This window comes from Neotabrizicola shimadae (assembly GCF_019623905.1).
Classification (GTDB): domain Bacteria; phylum Pseudomonadota; class Alphaproteobacteria; order Rhodobacterales; family Rhodobacteraceae; genus Neotabrizicola; species Neotabrizicola shimadae.
On record NZ_CP069370.1, the window covers coordinates 1,171,028 to 1,187,343 of the forward strand.

A 16,316-nucleotide genomic window follows, 5' to 3' on the forward strand; every position below is an offset into this window, starting at 1 on the left:
CCTTTCATGTCCATAGCCCATTTGGGCCATGCAACACGGCATCGTGATGGGCATTGTTAACCTGTCCTTTGGGGGACATCGCAACGGCTGTCGCAGTGTCTGTGTGGGTTCAGGCCGCGACAGTCCGCCAAGCATGTTTGATGCGAGTGATTGAAGTAACTGTCGTCCCAGTGGGCGAGGGGTCGTCAACACGGTTGGCGGCCCCTTCGTTCGTTCGGGGCGTGCGCTTGCATGATCCCTGCGCCTGCAAGGACGGTTACAGCCGGCGCTGGCTCACACCCAGGACGGCCAGTTCGCTTTGCCGCCGCAGCCCGGTCTTGCCCAGGGCCGACTTGATCTGGTTGCGCACCGTGTGCACGCTGGCCCGGCGCTGCTCGGCGATTTCCTGCGGTGTCAGGCCAGAGGCCAGCAGCATCACAACCTCCACCTCTGCGGGCGTCAGACCATGCTCGGTGGTCAGCGGCGAACTCTGCTCGGACATGGCCTGGGATGGCGCAATCACCAGAATCTTGGCCGGAACTTGCGAAAGCGCCGTGGGCAGGACCTTAAGCCCCTCGGCCTGGTCCGCGGTCAGCCGGACCAGGTGCATCATGCGAATCTCGCCCCGCGCAAAGGACATGATCCGCTCGATCCCCGGCCGCCGCGTCGCGCCCATGCGTTCCAGGCTGGCACGCGCCGCCAACGATTCGGCGGTCACCTGACCCCGCGGCGACAGCATGACATGGTGCCCCTTGTCCAGAAGATCGGCCGCCTCCCGGTTGGTGTTCATGACTCGCCGGTCCGCGTCCAGAAGCAGGACAGCCGCCCCGTTGGTGTCCAGCCCCAGGCGTGTTGCGGTCAGTTCTGCCCGCAATCCCAGAACCTCACGGTTCACCTGCAAGGCGTGGCGCATCGCCGGGGCCAAGGCACTGATGACGCGCAGGAAGTCCAACTCCATCCGGTCCCGGTGCCGGCGCGGCACCGCGCCGCCCAGCCAATAGGTTCGCTCGCGGTCGCGCAGGATGAACTGGCCACCACCCGCGATCGTGTCGTCCTGCGGACGCGTCCAGTCATTGTAGAACTCGGTCCGCTCCACCTCGGTTTCATCCACAAGTTCCGACTTGTGATAGGTCCGTCCGCCGACCTGGCGTAGACTGGCGTCCCACCACGGGTTGATGAACCGGTAATGGTCCACGAACTCTTGCACGAAGCTGTCTTCATAGCCGTGGGTCAGTGAAACCGGAGTTTCATCAACAAGAGAACTGGCCCCCCAGAACTGAATCCTCACCCCGGGGAAGATCTGACCAAGCCCGGCAATCACATCCTGCCATGACTCCGGGTCGATCGCCGCCCGCGCGACAATGGCCGACAAGGTATCCAGTCGCGGGTCGTTACCGCGCAGTACTCGCATCCATGTCCCCCTGGGCGGCCCTTTGTCCCTCGTTAGGCCATTTGCCGTGAATGCACCGTGAATCCGTATCGGTTTTCCTGCCGTGCAGACAGGCATTGGCACGAAAGGATAAACGCGCACGGTAGCCCAAGAAAAGGCCCCGCCCGCCCGTTCGGGCAAGCAGGGCCAGATCTTAACGCCAAGTGAATGCTCGGCGACAAGATATTGATTTCATTCAGATCAGGAAGGCGTCCGAGCTCGGACGCTCACTCCTTGCGGCTGTCCCGCTTCCGCTCATGCGGGTCCAGAAGCCGCTTGCGCAGCCGGATGATCTTGGGTGTGACCTCGACCAGTTCATCGTCGTCGATATAGGCGATGGCCTCTTCCAGGCTCATCTTGACATGCGGGGTCAGCCGCACCGCCTCGTCCGTGCCAGAGGCCCGCACGTTGGTCAGCTTCTTGCCCTTCAGCGGGTTCACTTCCAGGTCGTTGTCCCGGCTGTGCTCGCCGATGATCATGCCCTCGTAAACCTGCTCCTGCGGGCCAATGAACATGCGGCCCCGGTCTTCCAGGTTCCACAGCGCATAGGCCACCGATACCCCGTTCTCGGTCGAGATCAGCACACCCTGACGACGCCCCTGGATCGGCCCCTTGTGCGGCACCCAGCCGTGGAAGATCCGGTTCAGCACGCCCGTGCCCCGCGTGTCGGTCAGGAACTGGCCCTGATACCCGATCAACCCGCGCGAGGGCACATGGGCGATGATCCGGGTCTTGCCCACGCCTGCGGGCTTCATCTCGACCAGATCGCCCTTCCGCTCGCCGGTCAGCTTGTCGATCACGGCGCCCGAGTAATCATCGTCCACATCGACGATGACCTCTTCCACCGGCTCGTGCCGCACCCCGTCGATGTCGCGGAAGATCACGCGGGGACGGCTGATCGAAAGCTCGAACCCCTCACGGCGCATGTTCTCGATCAGGACGCCCATCTGAAGCTCGCCGCGGCCCGAAACCTCGAACGCCTCGCCGCCGGGCGTGTCGGCGATCTTGATGGCGACGTTCTGCTCGGCTTCCTTCATCAGCCGGTCACGGATCACGCGCGACTGCACCTTGGTTCCGTCACGTCCCGCCAGCGGGCTGTCGTTTATGCCGAAGGTCACGGTGATGGTCGGCGGGTCGATCGGCTGCGCGGGCAGGGCGGCATCGACCTCCAGAGCGCAAAGCGTGTCGGCCACGGTGGCCTTGGTCATTCCCGCGATGGTCACGATGTCGCCCGCCACCGCCTCGTCGATGGGCTGCTGGCCAAGGCCGCGGAAGGCGAGGATCTTCGACACCCGGAACTGTTCCAGCCGCTCGCCGTTGCGGTTCAGCGCCTTGATCGTGGTGCCGGCGGTCAGCCGGCCGGCCTCGACGCGGCCCGTCAGGATGCGGCCGATGAAAGGGTCGGCGGACAGCGTGGTCGCCAGCATCCGGAAGGGCTCGCCTTCCGAGGCGATCTGCGCCGGCGCCGGCACATGGCGCACGATCAGGTCGAACAGCGCCGACAGGTCCTTGCGCGGCCCGTCCAGTTCCATGTCGGCCCAGCCGGACCGGCCAGAGGCATAGACATGCGGGAAGTCCAGTTGCTCGTCATTTGCGCCCAGGTTGGCGAACAGGTCGAACACCTCGTTCAGCGCCCGGTCGGGCTCGGCATCGGGCTTGTCGACCTTGTTCAGCACGACGATCGGACGCAGGCCAAGCGCCAGCGCCTTGGAGGTCACGAACTTCGTCTGCGGCATCGGGCCTTCGGCGGCATCGACCAGCAGGCAGACACCGTCCACCATGCTCAGGATCCGCTCCACCTCGCCGCCGAAATCGGCGTGGCCGGGGGTGTCGACGATGTTGATGCGCGTGCCATTCCATTCGACGCTCGTGCACTTCGCCAGGATCGTGATGCCCCGCTCGCGCTCGATGTCGTTCGAGTCCATGGCGCGTTCGGAAACGGCCTGGCCTTCGCGGAAGGCGCCCGACTGCTTCAGCAGTTCATCGACGAGGGTGGTCTTGCCATGGTCGACATGCGCGATGATGGCGATGTTGCGAAGCTCCATCGGGGAGGTCTCTTTCATCCTGTGCGGTTGCGCGCGGCACTAGCGCAAGGCCGGGCAAAAGGCCAGCGGAACCTTGCGGCGGTGCAGAATCAGGTCGCGATATAGCGGTCGCGCCGGTGGTTGAAGGTGATGACGAGGTTCAGCACCACCGCCCCAAGCACCGACCACATCACGCGCTCGACCGGAAACAGCAACAGCGCCAGCGAGAAGATGATGGCATCCGCGATCAGTTGCACATAACCCGCCCGGAACCCGAACCGGTCCTGCGCCAGAAGCGCCAACACGCCAAGCCCACCCAGGCTGCCATTGTGCCGGAACAGCGCCAGCAGGCCCATGCCGGTCAGGCTGCCAAAGATCACGGCCCCAAGCGCGGGCGACAGGTGCGAAATGGCGAAATGGGCCGGAAGGAACCCGGTCAGAAGCGAAACCGAGGTGACAGAGATCAGGGATTTCACCGTGAACTCGGTCCCCAGGCGCTTCCAGGCGAGCGCGTAGAACGGCAGGTTGATGACGAAGAACACCGCGCCGAAGGACCAGCCGGTCAGATAGGACAGGATCACCGCGATGCCCGCCGTCTGCCCGGTGATCAGGCCGACCTGGGTCAGCACATGCAGGCCAAGCGCGGAAAAGAAGATGCCCAGGGCCATGCCCTGCACATCGTCCAGCCTGGAATGTTTCACGGTTGCGTTCGTATCGGCCATGCGCCGGGGGTGCCACAACAGGCCAACTAAGTCAAAGGTGCTGACCTGATTTGGCGGCCGCGGTGCCGGCATCGCACAGAAAAGGGGCCGAAGACGGCTTCGGCCCCTCTCATTCGCTCAAACCCCGATCAGGCGGCCAGCGCCTTGTTCAGGTATTCGTCCACCTTTTCCAGATAGCCCATGGTGGTCAGCCACTTCTGGTCCGGCCCGACCAGCAGCGCCAGGTCCTTGGTCATGTAGCCGTCCTCCACGGTCTGCACGCAGACCTTTTCCAGCGTGGTGGCAAAGCGCATCAGCGCCTCGTTGCCGTCCAGCTTGGCGCGGTGCTTCAGGCCGCCGGTCCAGGCGAAGATCGAGGCGACCGAGTTCGTGGAGGTCGCCTTGCCCTTCTGGTGCTCGCGGTAGTGGCGGGTCACTGTGCCGTGCGCCGCCTCGGCCTCGACGATCTTGCCATCGGGCGTCATCAGCACCGAGGTCATCAGCCCAAGCGAACCGAAGCCCTGCGCCACCGTGTCGGACTGCACGTCGCCGTCATAGTTCTTGCAGGCCCAGACATAGCCGCCCGACCATTTCAGCGCCGAGGCCACCATGTCGTCGATCAGGCGGTGTTCATAGGTGATGCCGGCAGCCTTGAACTGATCGGCGAATTCCTCGTCGAAGACCTTCTGGAACAGGTCCTTGAAGCGGCCGTCATAGGCCTTGAGGATGGTGTTCTTGGTCGAAAGATAGACCGGCCAGCCCTTCATGAGGCCATAGTTCATGGACGACCGGGCGAAGTCCATGATCGACTGGTCCAAGTTGTACATGCCCATGACCACGCCCGCACCGGGGGCCTTGAACACTTCCTTCTCGATCACCGTGCCGTCTTCGCCCACGTATTTCAGCGTCAGCACACCCTTGCCGGGAAAGCGGAAATCGGTGGCCTTGTACTGGTCGCCAAAGGCGTGACGGCCCACGACGATGGGCTTGGTCCAGCCCGGCACCAGGCGCGGCACGTTCTTGCAGATGATCGGCTCGCGGAAGATCACGCCGCCCAGGATGTTGCGGATCGTGCCGTTCGGCGACTTCCACATTTCCTTCAGGCCGAATTCCTCGACACGCGCTTCGTCGGGGGTGATCGTGGCGCATTTCACCGCGACGCCGACTTCCTTGGTCTTCATCGCGGCGTCGATGGTGATCTGGTCGTTGGTGCGGTCACGCTCCTCGATGCCCAGATCGTAGTACAGAAGATCAACGTCGAGATAGGGCAGGATCAGTTTCTTCTTGATGAAGTCCCAGATGATCCGGGTCATCTCGTCGCCGTCCATCTCGACGATGGGATTGGCTACCTTGATCTTCGACATTGGGGCGCCTCGCATTGGGGATTCGGATGGATGCTGCATAGCGGAAACCGCCCTGCCGCGAAAGATGGTATGCGACGGTATACAGAATTGTCGCAGCCCGCAGGCTTACCCGAACCAGGGCCGCACCTTGCACCGCACCCAGTCCCACAGACGCGGTGCGCCGCGGGCGATCTTCACGCCGACACGGCTTTCCAGCTGGTCGAAGGTCACGTCATAGGTGGCCCAGGTGCCTCCGCCGCAGGCGAGGTTCTGCATTACCGGCTGCACCCGGTCGAGGCTCTTGGCAAAGACCGCGTCCGGGGTCTCGGCAGCCTCGAACTCTTCCCACAGCGCGCGAAGATCGTCACGCAAGTCACCGGGAAGCAGCCCGAAGATGCGTTCGGCGGCCCGTGCCTCGGCAGCCTGCGTCTCGGCACTGCCATGGGCGGTGCCGTTCTGCGAATGGATCGGCACGTCGCCCACGTCGATCTCGACCAGGTCATGCAGCAAGAGCATGCGGATCACCCGGTCGATGTTCACGCCCGGACCCGCCTGATCGGCCAGCACCAGCGCGTAAAGCGCCAGGTGCCAGGAATGCTCGCCCGAATTCTCGGGCCGCGATGCGTCGCAAAGCGTCGTTGCGCGCAGCACAGATTTCAGCCGGTCGGCCTCGTTCAGAAAGGCGAATTGCGCCTCCAGCCGGTCGGTCAATGGCCCGATCCGTAATCCTTCGGCGCTTCGGGGCCGCTGCCGCCCTCGCGCTTGGCCTTGACCGCTTCCTGAAAGAACAGCCGCGCCCGCTGTTCCGCCAAACGGATGCGGATCGAGGTCATGAAGGCCTCCTGAAGCGTGGGCGAGGCCGCGCCGATCACGCGGCTGACCTTTTCATAGAACCGGTCGTCACCCAGTTCGGGCTGCGCCGCGATCACGTCGCGGGCCAGTTCGTCGGCAAGATCCTCGATGAAGCCCATGGCTTACCGCGTCGTTTCGCCCATGCGGCGGCGGACATAGTCCGACACCGTGTCGATCATCGGCTTCATGTGGGCTTCCTCGTCCTTGAAGAAGTGATCCGCACCCTCGATCTCGGTATGGGTAATCGTGATGCCCTTCTGCTCATGCAGCTTGGCCACCAGCGACTTGGTGTCCTTGGGCGGTGCCACGCGGTCGGCCGTGCCATTGATGATCAGCCCGGACGAAGGGCAGGGCGCCAGGAACGAGAAGTCATACAGGTTCGCGGGCGGCGCAACCGAGATGAAGCCGGTGATCTCGGGCCGGCGCATAAGAAGCTGCATCCCGACCCAGGCGCCAAAGGAAAATCCCGCCACCCAGCAATGCTTGGCGTTCTGGTTCATCGACTGCAGGTAATCCAGCGCCGAGGCGGCATCGGAAAGTTCGCCGATGCCCTGGTCATACTCGCCCTGGCTGCGCCCCACGCCGCGGAAATTGAACCGCAGCACGGTGAAGCCCAGGTTATAGAAGGCATAGTGCAGATTGTAGACGACCTTGTTGTTCATCGTGCCGCCGTACAGCGGGTGCGGATGCAGCACGATGGCAATGGGGGCGTCCTTGTCCTTCTGCGGATGGTAACGTCCTTCAAGCCGACCCTCGGGGCCTGCAAAGATCACTTCGGGCATCGTCGTCCTGACCTGTAAGCTGGGCCCGCGATTGTTGACTCTTTCGCTTGCCCAATCTAGAACCGTTCTAAGGGCGGCGGCGCCGTCCAAAGGCTGGGCTTCAGGTAATGGCCCCGGCCTTGTGCGTCAATGGAAATGGCGGGGCGGGTCGCAATGAAACTCTCTACCAAGGGGCGTTACGCAATGGTCGCCCTCGCCGATCTGGCCCTGGCAAGGGGCGAGGATCTGGTTTCGCTCGCCGAAATTGCCAAGCGCCAGGACATTTCGCTTCCTTATCTGGAGCAGCTTTTCGTGAAACTGCGCCGCGCGGGCCTGGTCGAGGCGGTGCGCGGGCCGGGCGGCGGCTACAAGTTGGCGAAAAGTCCGGACGCCATCCGCATCTCCGAAGTGATGGAGGCGGTCGAGGAAACCGTGGATGCCATGCACACCGGGGCAGGGGCCAGCGGGGCGGTTTCGGGCACGCGGGCGCAATCGCTGACCAACCGGCTGTGGGAAGGCTTGTCGGCCCATGTCTATGTTTTCCTGCACCAGACGCGCCTGTCCGATGTGATCCGCAACGAAATGCACCCCTGTCCGGCTGTTCCCGCGCTGTTCCGCGTGGTGGATGAGGAATGACCAGCCGCACCTACCTTGACTGGAACGCCACGGCGCCCCTTCGGCCCGAGGCGCGCGCGGCCATGGCGGCGGCGATGGATGTCTTGGGCAATCCCTCTTCGGTCCATGCCGAGGGGCGGGCGGCCAAGGCGCTGATGGAACGCGCCCGGTCCGACATCGCCACGGCGCTTGGCGCCGACGGGGCCGATATCGTCTTCACGTCGGGCGCGACCGAGGCGGCCGCGCTGGCCTGCGCCGGGCGCGGCCTGTCCTGCGCGGCGGTCGAGCACGATGCCGTCGCCGCCTGGTGCGCTGCCGGCCTGCCGGTCGATGCGCAGGGCAGGGTGGCGGTCGACGATCCGGCGCGCACGGCCTTGCAACTGGCCAACTCCGAAACCGGGGTGGTGCAGGACCTGCCCGATGGCCTCGCCGTCAGCGACCTGACCCAGGCCTTCGGCAAGCTGCCGTTCGCTTTCAACTGGCTGGGCTGTCAGGCGGGGCTGGTCTCCGCGCACAAGCTGGGCGGGCCAAAGGGCGTGGGGGCGCTTGTGCTTCGCCGCGGCATCGACCTGCCGGCTCAGCTGAAGGGCGGCGGGCAGGAAATGGGCCGACGCGCCGGAACCGAAAACCTGATCGGCATCGCAGGCTTTGCCGCCGCCGCCTCGGCCGCGTCGCGCGACCTGGCCGATGGGGTCTGGGATCGGGTGGCCCAAATTAGAAATATTCTAGAATCGGCATTGTCGGCGGCCGATTTGGGGACTATTTCGGTCGGAAATGCCGGGCCGCGCCTGCCGAACACGCTTTGCCTGATTGCTCCGGGCTGGAAGGGCGAGACGCAGGTGATGGCCATGGATCTGGCCGGTTTCGCCATATCGGCGGGCTCGGCCTGCTCCAGCGGCAAGGTGCGCGCCAGCCGGGTGCTGCGCGCGATGGGGTATGGCGAGGCCGAGGCGGGGCAGGCGATCCGCGTCTCGATCGGGCCATCGACGACCGAGGAAGAAGTCCTGCGCTTCGCCGAGGTCTGGACAGCTGCCTGCCGCAAGGCGCGCGCGCGGGCGGCATGAGACAGGAACGGGAGTAGGGCCAATGGCTGCACTGGAAACCGAACTGCGCGACGGCGTCGATCGCGAGACGATCGAAACCGTGCAGGCCATGGCCGGCAAGTACAAGTACGGCTGGGAAACCCAGATCGAGACGGAATACGCGCCCAAGGGCCTGAACGAGGACATCGTGCGCCTCATCAGCCAGAAGAACGGCGAGCCGGAATGGATGCTCGACTGGCGCCTCGCCGCCTTCCGCCGCTGGCTTCAGATGGAAGAGCCCCGGTGGGCGATGCTCAACTATCCCGAGATCGACTATCAGGACCAGTATTACTACGCCAAGCCCAAGAGCATGTCGGTCAAGCCCAAGTCGCTGGACGATGTGGACCCGAAGCTCCTGGCCACCTATGCCAAGCTGGGCATCCCGCTGAAGGAGCAGGCGCTTCTGGCCGGGGTCGAGGCGCCCGAAGGCGAACGCAAGGTCGCGGTGGACGCGGTCTTCGACTCGGTCAGCGTGGGCACCACGTTCAAGGCCGAACTCAAGAAGGCCGGCGTCATCTTCTGCCCGATCTCGGAAGCGATCCGCGACTATCCGGAACTCGTGCAGAAGTACCTCGGTTCGGTCGTGCCGCAGTCCGACAACTTCTTCGCCACACTGAACTCCGCCGTCTTCTCGGACGGCTCCTTCGTCTACGTGCCGCCGGGCGTGCGCTGCCCGATGGAGCTTTCGACCTATTTCCGCATCAATGCCGAAAACACCGGCCAGTTCGAACGCACCCTGATCATCGCCGACAAGGGCTCGTACGTCAGCTACCTGGAAGGCTGCACCGCGCCCAAGCGCGACACTCACCAGCTGCACGCGGCCGTGGTGGAAATCGTGCTTCTGGACGATGCCGAGGTGAAATACTCCACCGTCCAGAACTGGTATCCGGGCGATGAAAACGGCAAGGGCGGCATCTACAACTTCGTCACAAAGCGCGCCGATTGCCGGGGCGACCGGTCCAAGGTGATGTGGACCCAGGTGGAAACCGGCTCGGCCATCACCTGGAAGTACCCCTCCTGCATCCTGCGCGGCCATGACAGCCAGGGTGAGTTCTATTCGATCGCCATCGCCAACAACGCGCAGCAGGCCGACACCGGCACCAAGATGATCCATCTGGGCCGCAACACCAAGTCGCGCATCGTGTCCAAGGGCATCAGTGCGGGACGCGCCCAGAACACCTATCGCGGCCTCGTCTCGGTTCACCCCAAGGCCACGGGCAGCCGCAACTACACCCAGTGCGACAGCCTGCTCATCGGCGACAAATGCGGCGCCCACACGGTTCCCTACATCGAGGTGAAGAACAACTCGTCGCGCTGCGAACACGAAGCCACCACCTCGAAGGTGGACGAGGACCAGCTCTTCTACTGCCGTTCGCGCGGCATGGACGAAGAGGAGGCCGTGGCCCTGGTCGTCAACGGTTTCTGCAAAGAGGTCCTGCAGGCCCTGCCCATGGAATTCGCCATGGAGGCGCAAAGCCTTGTGGCGATCAGCCTGGAAGGCTCGGTCGGCTGACGGTCGCAAAATGGGTCCCATCGCATCACATTTGCGCCTTGCTGGCCCATTAGCCCCGATCCTCGAAAGGGATCGGGAGAAGGCCGATGCTTGCGGACGGCATATCGTCGGGACATGCGGATTTCGCGCGCCGGGTCGCGCGCATCAACTCGGGCGCGGCCTCGTCAAAGCGCACGCTCTTCGTGGGCGTGGACGAAAGCTATGTGATCCCCGTGAACTCCGGCAAGGCGGCGCAGCGCGGCCCCGCCCCGGCAGCGGCCCTGCGCAACGCGCTGGAGCCTCTGTCGCTGGTCCTGGCCTTTGCCATCGGCATTGCGGCGCATGGCTTGGCCATGGTGGCGCGGTTCCACCTCGTCGGCCTGCCGCGGGTGAAAGCCTCGCCCGATCTGGAAATGCTGACCCAGTTCGTCCTGGGCTTTCTGCTTGCGCTGATCTGCGCGCGGGCGCTGCGGATGCGCGGCTCGTCGCAGCAGATCGCCCGCTCCCTCGGCGTCGTGGCGGCGGTGCTTCTGTTCCACAACATGGTGCACCTTTACCCCGAGGCGTTCGGCCGTGTCTTCACGCCCCTCTGGGTGGCCGACGTGGTGACCTCGACCAAGCCTCATTCCCTCCTGTTCCGGGGGCTCAGCTTCGTGTTCTGAGCGGGGGGGCGGCATGATCGTCACCACCACCCCCTCGGTCGAAGGCTACCAGATCGCCGAATACCTGGGCATCGTCACGGGCGAAGCGATCATGGGCGCCAACATCGTCCGCGATTTCTTTGCCGGCGTGACCGATATCATCGGGGGCCGCTCGGGCGCCTACGAGGCGAAGCTGGCCGATGCCCGCGAAACCGCCCTGTCGGAAATGCAGGCCCGCGCGGCAGAACGAGGCGCCACCGCCGTTGTCGGCGTTGACCTCGATTACGAAGTGATCGGCCAGATGCTCATGGTCTCGGCCTCGGGCACGGCGGTGCGCCTTGGCTGACGCGATGGTGCCAGAACCTGCCGCCCATGATCCGGGCCGCCCGGTGCTGACCTTCCCCGAAGAGGTCGCAGCCGAGGTACGGGCCGCCTACAGCCGTGCGCGCGTCATCCTGGAATATGGCGCCGGCGGGTCCACCGCCATGGGCGCCGAACTCAAGGATCGTCTCGTCTTCACCGTGGAAAGCGATCCCGACTGGATCGCGCGGCTCGATATCTGGCTCACCAACCACCCCGCGCAGGCCGACCTTCGCCTGCACCGCGCCGATATCGGCGAGGTCAAGCGGTGGGGCTATCCCGCGACCAACCGTGCCTTCCGCAAATGGCCAGACTATGCCCTTTCGGTCTGGGACCGGCCCGATTTCGTGCAGCCCGACACGATCCTGATCGACGGCCGTTTTCGCGTAGCCTGCTTCCTGACGGCGCTGGTGCGCAGCACCGCGCCCGTAACCCTGATCTGGGACGATTATGCCGACCGCCCGCATTACCACGCGGTCGAACAGGTGCTGCGTCCCGCCGCAACCCACGGCCGCATGGCCCGCTTCGAACTGGTTCCGATGCCCCTGCCGCCCGCGGCGCTGCGGCTTCTGGCCGAAAGCTACATGGATCCGCGCTAGAGCCGCAGGCCGCCCGCGCGCACCGAACACACGAGGAAATCATGCTGGAAATCAACAATCTGCACGTCAAACTTGAAGAGGAAGACAAGGTCATCCTCCGCGGGGTCGATCTCAGTGTGAAGGCCGGTGAAGTCCATGCCATCATGGGTCCGAACGGCTCGGGCAAGTCCACCCTGTCCTATGTCCTGTCGGGTCGCGACGGCTATGAAGTCACCGACGGCACGGCCACGCTGGATGGTGCCGACCTTCTGGCGATGGAGCCGGAAGAACGCGCCGCCGCCGGCCTGTTCCTTGCCTTCCAGTATCCCGTGGAAATCCCCGGCGTCGGCAACATGACCTTCCTGCGCACCGCGCTGAACGCACAGCGCAAGGCGCGCGGCGAGTCGGAAGTCAGCGCGGGTGACTTCCTCAAACTCGTGCGCGAAAAGGCGAAGAACCTGAAGATCGACGCCGAAATGCTGAAGCGCCCCGTCAACGTGGGCTTTTCCGGTGGCGAGAAGAAGCGCAATGAAATCCTCCAGATGGCGATGCTGGAGCCGAAGATGTGCATCCTCGACGAAACCGACTCGGGGCTGGACGTCGATGCGATGAAGCTGGTGTCCGAAGGCGTGAACGCGCTGCGCGACGCCGGCCGGTCCTTCCTGGTGATCACCCACTACCAGCGGCTGCTCGATCACATCAAGCCGGACGTGGTGCACATCATGGCGGCGGGCCGCATCATCAAGACCGGCGGGCCGGAACTGGCGCTCGAGGTCGAACACAACGGCTATGCCGACATCCTGGCGGAGGGCTGACCATGGCTTTGCCGCAGGCGAAACAGGATCAGCTGTCGGCGCGGATCGCCGGGCTTTCCTTCGCGCCGGGGGGATGGCTTGGCGCCGCGCGGGCCGAGGCGCTGTCGCGCCTGGCCGGCATGGGCCTGCCGGGCCGGCGCGACGAATACTGGCGCTACACCGATCCGGCACCACTGACCGGCGCCCTGCGCCCGGCTGCGCTTTTCGATGCCGGTGACGAGCCGCCGCTGTTCGATGGCATCGACCGGGTGAAACTGGTCTTTGTCGATGGCGTGTTCGATGCCGGCGCCTCGGACGATCCGGCCCTCGCCGGGGTCGAGATCGAACGCCTGTCCCAGGTGGGCACGACCGATATCCACTGGGCGCGCGATCTTTACGGCGTGCTGGAAGCGCGCGGTCAAAGCCCGGTTGCCCGGCCCCTTGCCGCGATGAACTCGGCCTTCGCCACAGACGGGCTGCTGATCCGCGTCACAGGAAAGGCCGAAAGGCCTGTTTCCCTGATTTATCGTCATGAATCAGAGCATTCCGACGCGATCCTGCACCACTGCATCAAGCTTGAGGATGGTGCCGAACTGACCGTTCTGGAAAACGGCCCCGCGGCGGCGCGCTTCTGCAAGGTGATGGAGGTCGAGGTCGGGGACGGCGCGCGCTTCCACCATGTCCGCGCCCAGGGCCGCGACCATGAACGGGTGGCCGTGACCCACATCTTCGCCCGCATCGGGCGCGAGGCGCTGTTCAAGTCCTTCACCCTCACGGCCAATGGCCGGCTCACCCGCAACGAGGCGGTGCTGGAACTGGTGGGCGACGACAGTCTGGCCCATGTGGCCGGCGCCGCCATGGGAGACGGCGATTTCCTGCATGACGACACGGTCTTCGTGACCCATGCCGCCGAACGCTGCGAAAGCCGCCAGGTGTTCAAGAAGGTGCTGCGCCACGGCGCGACCGGCGTGTTCCAGGGCAAGATCCTGGTGAAGCAGGGCGCGCAAAAGACCGACGGCTACCAGATCAGCCAGTCTCTTCTTCTCGACGACGACAGCCAGTTCCTCGCCAAGCCCGAGCTGGAAATCTACGCCGACGACGTGAAATGCTCGCACGGCTCCACCTCCGGCGCCATCGACGACACGGCGCTCTTCTACCTCCGCTCGCGCGGCGTGCCCTACCGCCAGGCGCAATCGCTTCTCGTGCTGGCCTTCCTCGCCGAAGCCATCGCCGAGATCGAGGATGAACGCCTGGCCGAAGACATCCGCTCGCGCCTGGAAGGCTGGCTCTCGCGGCACGAAGGCTGACATGTCGATCACGGCCGATATCCTGGCGGCCTGGAAGGGACCGCGCCGGTTCATCCGGGCCAAACTGGCGGACCGCCCGCGCGAGGCGACCGTGCTGGTGCTGATGATGGCCGCCTGCGTGCTGGCCTTCATCGCCCGCTGGCCCGCGCTCGCCCGCCAGGCCGAACTGGACCGCCGCATGGCAGAGGCCGGCGGGATGGCCCCCGACCAGATCCCCAGCCTCCAGGCGCTCATGGGCATCAACCTCTTCGTCCTGGTCTTCGTCCTGCCGCTCCTCCTCTTTGCCGTGGCCGCCCTCAGCCACCTCGTCGCCCGCGCCTTCGGCGGCCGGGGCGACCACGCCGCCGCCCGGCTCGCGCTTGTCTGGGCCTTCCTCGCCGCCGCGCCCGCCATGCTGTTCCAGGGCCTCCTTGCCGGTCTCGCCGGGCCCGGCCTGCAACTCACCCTGGTCGGCGCCGCTGTTGCCCTGGCCTTCCTGTGGCTCTGGCTGTCCATGCTGATCGAGGCAGAGAGCTGAGATGACAAACCCCGTCGAGGAACTCGCCCGCTTCGCCCTCTACACGCTGCGCTCCCCCCGCGGCGCCGCGCGCGAGCTGTTGCAGATGAACCTCGCCCCCGCCGTGGCCTGGACCGCTCTCGCGCTGGTCTGCATCCTCTCTGCGCTGATGTTCCACCTCACGCTCGGCCTTCTCGCCGCCGGCGACCCGGCCGAGCTTGGCGAGATCGCGGCCAGCCCCTTCGGCACCGTGCTCCTGTCGGGCATGGCGCTTCTGATCCTCGTCTTCGGGGTGCATCTCGTCGGCCGCGCCTTCGGCGGCCAGGGAGAGCTGACCGGCGCGGTGGTCCTCGTCAGCTGGCTCCAGGCGATCTTCCTTCTCCTGCAAGCGGTTCAGGTCCTGTTCATGCTGACCGTCCCGCTTCTGGCCGATGTCATCGGCACGCTCGGGCTGGTGCTGTTCTTCTGGCTGCTCGCCCCCTTCGTGACCGAACTGCACGGGTTCCGTTCGGTCTGGAGCGTGCTCTTCGGCATCATCGGCTCGGCCTTCGCCATCGCGCTGGTCCTGTCCCTTCTTCTCGTCACCCTTGCGGGAGCCTGAGCCATGTACGACGTCGCCCAAGTGCGCGCCGATTTCCCGATCCTGTCGCGCAAGGTGAACGGCAAGCCGCTGGTCTATCTCGACAACGGCGCCAGCGCGCAGAAACCCCAGGTGGTGATCGACGCAGTGACGCGCGGCTATGCCGAAGACTACGCCAACGTCCACCGCGGCCTGCACACGCTTTCGACCATTTCGACCGAGAAATACGAAGCCGTGCGCGGCATCATCGCGCGCTTCCTGAACGCTGCCACCGAGGAAGAGATCGTCTTCACCTCCGGCACGACCGAGGGCATCAACCTCGTCTCCTACGCCTGGGCCGCTCCGCGGCTTCAGCCTGGCGACGAGATCGTGCTCTCGATCATGGAACACCACGCCAACATCGTGCCCTGGCATTTCCTGCGCGAACGGCAGGGCGTGGTGCTGAAATGGGTCGATGTCGATGCCAATGGCGACCTCGATCCCCAGGCGGTGATCGACGCCATCGGCCCGCGCACGAAACTCGTCGCCATCACCCATATGTCCAACGTCCTGGGCACCGTGGTCGATGTGGCGGCCATCTGCCACGCCGCCCGCGAAAGGGGCGTTCCCGTGCTCGTCGATGGCAGCCAGGCCGCTGTCCATATGCCGGTGGATGTGCAGGCCATCGGCTGCGACTTCTACGCCGTCACCGGGCACAAACTGTACGGGCCAAGCGGTTCGGGCGCGATCTATATCCGTCCCGACCGCATGGCCGAAATGCGCCCCTTCCTCGGCGGCGGCGACATGATCCGCGAGGTCACGCGCGATACCGTCACCTGGGCCGATCCGCCCATGAAGTTCGAGGCCGGCACCCCCGGCATCGTCAACCAGATCGGCCTGGGCGTGGCGCTCGACTACCTCACCACCCTTGGCATGGACAACATCGCCGCGCATGAACGGATGCTCCGCGACTACGCGCGCACGCGCCTCGATGGCCTGAACTGGCTGAAGGTGCAGGGCAATTCCGCCACCAAGGGCGCGATCTTCAGCTTCTCGCTGCAAGGCGCAGCCCATGCGCATGACATCTCGACCGTGCTCGACAAGCGCGGCATCGCGGTGCGCGCCGGCACGCATTGTGCCATGCCGCTTATGCAGCACATGGGCGTCACGGCGACCTGCCGCGCCTCCTTCGGCCTCTACAACACCACCGAAGAGGTCGATGCCCTGGTCTCCGCGCTGGAGCTTTGCCACGATCTCTTCGGCTGACGAACCCGCAGTTTCGGGCGGGGCCAAAGGCTCCCGC

18 protein-coding genes are annotated in these 16,316 nt (G+C 65.1%); 11 read left to right on the forward strand and 7 right to left on the reverse strand.

The genetic code is table 11. From position 1 onward, the window contains the following. Positions 1 to 256: 256 nt before the first annotated feature. From JO391_RS05600 to JO391_RS05630, 7 genes are all read right to left on the reverse strand, one after another. On the reverse strand, positions 257 to 1,390 hold the full coding sequence (locus JO391_RS05600; protein ID WP_220663211.1) for a helix-turn-helix transcriptional regulator: 1,134 nt from the start codon (positions 1,388 to 1,390) through the stop codon (positions 257 to 259). Positions 1,391 to 1,635: 245 nt separating this feature from the next. Further along, positions 1,636 to 3,453, reverse strand: coding sequence for a translational GTPase TypA (typA, locus tag JO391_RS05605; protein ID WP_220663214.1), 1,818 nt, complete (start codon positions 3,451 to 3,453; stop codon positions 1,636 to 1,638). 89 nt (positions 3,454 to 3,542) lie between these two features. After that, entirely contained in the window at positions 3,543 to 4,154 is a 612-nt protein-coding gene (locus JO391_RS05610) for a YitT family protein (protein ID WP_220663216.1), read from the reverse strand. A 128-nt stretch (positions 4,155 to 4,282) separates the two neighbouring features. Then, positions 4,283 to 5,497, reverse strand: a complete 1,215-nt coding sequence (locus JO391_RS05615) for an NADP-dependent isocitrate dehydrogenase (RefSeq protein WP_220663218.1) — start codon at positions 5,495 to 5,497, stop codon at positions 4,283 to 4,285. Positions 5,498 to 5,602: 105 nt separating this feature from the next. Then, positions 5,603 to 6,187 (reverse strand): HD domain-containing protein, encoded by a 585-nt coding sequence (locus tag JO391_RS05620; RefSeq protein ID WP_220663220.1) that lies wholly within the window; start codon positions 6,185 to 6,187, stop codon positions 5,603 to 5,605. After that, positions 6,184 to 6,447: a hypothetical protein gene (locus JO391_RS05625; protein ID WP_220663222.1), complete on the reverse strand. Its 264-nt coding sequence runs from the start codon at positions 6,445 to 6,447 to the stop codon at positions 6,184 to 6,186. Before JO391_RS05625 ends, JO391_RS05620 begins: the two co-directional genes overlap by 4 nt. 3 nt (positions 6,448 to 6,450) lie before the next feature. Beyond that, positions 6,451 to 7,110 carry an alpha/beta hydrolase gene (locus JO391_RS05630; protein ID WP_220663224.1) on the reverse strand — a complete coding sequence of 220 codons (660 nt, stop codon included), beginning with the start codon at positions 7,108 to 7,110 and terminating at the stop codon, positions 6,451 to 6,453. 153 nt (positions 7,111 to 7,263) lie between these two features. On the opposite strand from JO391_RS05630, the gene iscR reads away from it, so the two are divergent. From iscR to JO391_RS05685, 11 genes are all read left to right on the forward strand, one after another. After that, complete coding sequence (gene iscR / locus JO391_RS05635; RefSeq protein WP_220663226.1) at positions 7,264 to 7,725, forward strand: Fe-S cluster assembly transcriptional regulator IscR; 462 nt, start codon at positions 7,264 to 7,266, stop codon at positions 7,723 to 7,725. After that, a complete protein-coding gene (locus JO391_RS05640) occupies positions 7,722 to 8,768 on the forward strand; it encodes a cysteine desulfurase family protein (RefSeq protein WP_220663228.1) in 1,047 nt (348 codons plus the stop codon). Before iscR ends, JO391_RS05640 begins: the two co-directional genes overlap by 4 nt. 22 nt (positions 8,769 to 8,790) lie before the next feature. Next, positions 8,791 to 10,299 carry a Fe-S cluster assembly protein SufB gene (sufB, locus tag JO391_RS05645; protein WP_220663230.1) on the forward strand — a complete coding sequence of 503 codons (1,509 nt, stop codon included), beginning with the start codon at positions 8,791 to 8,793 and terminating at the stop codon, positions 10,297 to 10,299. An 86-nt stretch (positions 10,300 to 10,385) separates the two neighbouring features. After that, positions 10,386 to 10,940, forward strand: coding sequence for a hypothetical protein (locus tag JO391_RS05650; RefSeq protein WP_220663232.1), 555 nt, complete (start codon positions 10,386 to 10,388; stop codon positions 10,938 to 10,940). 13 nt (positions 10,941 to 10,953) lie between these two features. After that, the gene (locus JO391_RS05655; protein WP_220663234.1) at positions 10,954 to 11,265 is read left to right on the forward strand and encodes a YbjQ family protein; all 312 of its coding nucleotides are present in this window, start codon (positions 10,954 to 10,956) and stop codon (positions 11,263 to 11,265) included. After that, positions 11,258 to 11,878 (forward strand): hypothetical protein, encoded by a 621-nt coding sequence (locus JO391_RS05660; protein WP_259444831.1) that lies wholly within the window; start codon positions 11,258 to 11,260, stop codon positions 11,876 to 11,878. Before JO391_RS05655 ends, JO391_RS05660 begins: the two co-directional genes overlap by 8 nt. Before the next feature lie 41 nt (positions 11,879 to 11,919). Beyond that, positions 11,920 to 12,672: a Fe-S cluster assembly ATPase SufC gene (sufC, locus tag JO391_RS05665; RefSeq protein WP_220663235.1), complete on the forward strand. Its 753-nt coding sequence runs from the start codon at positions 11,920 to 11,922 to the stop codon at positions 12,670 to 12,672. A 2-nt stretch (positions 12,673 to 12,674) separates the two neighbouring features. Next, complete coding sequence (gene sufD / locus JO391_RS05670; RefSeq protein ID WP_220663237.1) at positions 12,675 to 13,958, forward strand: Fe-S cluster assembly protein SufD; 1,284 nt, start codon at positions 12,675 to 12,677, stop codon at positions 13,956 to 13,958. A 1-nt stretch (position 13,959) separates the two neighbouring features. Beyond that, positions 13,960 to 14,475, forward strand: a complete 516-nt coding sequence (locus tag JO391_RS05675; protein WP_220663239.1) for a YIP1 family protein — start codon at positions 13,960 to 13,962, stop codon at positions 14,473 to 14,475. 1 nt (position 14,476) lies between these two features. Then, positions 14,477 to 15,055 carry a Yip1 family protein gene (locus JO391_RS05680; RefSeq protein WP_220663241.1) on the forward strand — a complete coding sequence of 193 codons (579 nt, stop codon included), beginning with the start codon at positions 14,477 to 14,479 and terminating at the stop codon, positions 15,053 to 15,055. Between the two features lie 3 nt (positions 15,056 to 15,058). Beyond that, entirely contained in the window at positions 15,059 to 16,279 is a 1,221-nt protein-coding gene (locus tag JO391_RS05685; protein WP_220663243.1) for a cysteine desulfurase, read from the forward strand. Positions 16,280 to 16,316 lie beyond the last annotated feature (37 nt).

Excerpts from the sequence above, each read along its gene's own strand:
- typA (WP_220663214.1), bottom strand. The coding sequence starts at position 3,453 with ATGGAGCTTCGCAACATCGCCATCATCGCGCATGTCGACCATGGCAAG.
- iscR (WP_220663226.1), top strand. The coding sequence starts at position 7,264 with ATGAAACTCTCTACCAAGGGGCGTTACGCAATGGTCGCCCTCGCCGAT.
- JO391_RS05680 (WP_220663241.1), top strand. The coding sequence starts at position 14,477 with ATGACAAACCCCGTCGAGGAACTCGCCCGCTTCGCCCTCTACACGCTG.
- JO391_RS05600 (WP_220663211.1), bottom strand. The coding sequence starts at position 1,390 with ATGCGAGTACTGCGCGGTAACGACCCGCGACTGGATACCTTGTCGGCC.
- JO391_RS05610 (WP_220663216.1), bottom strand. The coding sequence starts at position 4,154 with ATGGCCGATACGAACGCAACCGTGAAACATTCCAGGCTGGACGATGTG.
- sufC (WP_220663235.1), top strand. The coding sequence starts at position 11,920 with ATGCTGGAAATCAACAATCTGCACGTCAAACTTGAAGAGGAAGACAAG.
- JO391_RS05625 (WP_220663222.1), bottom strand. The coding sequence starts at position 6,447 with ATGGGCTTCATCGAGGATCTTGCCGACGAACTGGCCCGCGACGTGATC.
- JO391_RS05615 (WP_220663218.1), bottom strand. The coding sequence starts at position 5,497 with ATGTCGAAGATCAAGGTAGCCAATCCCATCGTCGAGATGGACGGCGAC.
- JO391_RS05655 (WP_220663234.1), top strand. The coding sequence starts at position 10,954 with ATGATCGTCACCACCACCCCCTCGGTCGAAGGCTACCAGATCGCCGAA.
- JO391_RS05685 (WP_220663243.1), top strand. The coding sequence starts at position 15,059 with ATGTACGACGTCGCCCAAGTGCGCGCCGATTTCCCGATCCTGTCGCGC.
- JO391_RS05630 (WP_220663224.1), bottom strand. The coding sequence starts at position 7,110 with ATGCCCGAAGTGATCTTTGCAGGCCCCGAGGGTCGGCTTGAAGGACGT.
- JO391_RS05675 (WP_220663239.1), top strand. The coding sequence starts at position 13,960 with ATGTCGATCACGGCCGATATCCTGGCGGCCTGGAAGGGACCGCGCCGG.
- sufB (WP_220663230.1), top strand. The coding sequence starts at position 8,791 with ATGGCTGCACTGGAAACCGAACTGCGCGACGGCGTCGATCGCGAGACG.
- sufD (WP_220663237.1), top strand. The coding sequence starts at position 12,675 with ATGGCTTTGCCGCAGGCGAAACAGGATCAGCTGTCGGCGCGGATCGCC.
- JO391_RS05650 (WP_220663232.1), top strand. The coding sequence starts at position 10,386 with ATGCTTGCGGACGGCATATCGTCGGGACATGCGGATTTCGCGCGCCGG.
- JO391_RS05640 (WP_220663228.1), top strand. The coding sequence starts at position 7,722 with ATGACCAGCCGCACCTACCTTGACTGGAACGCCACGGCGCCCCTTCGG.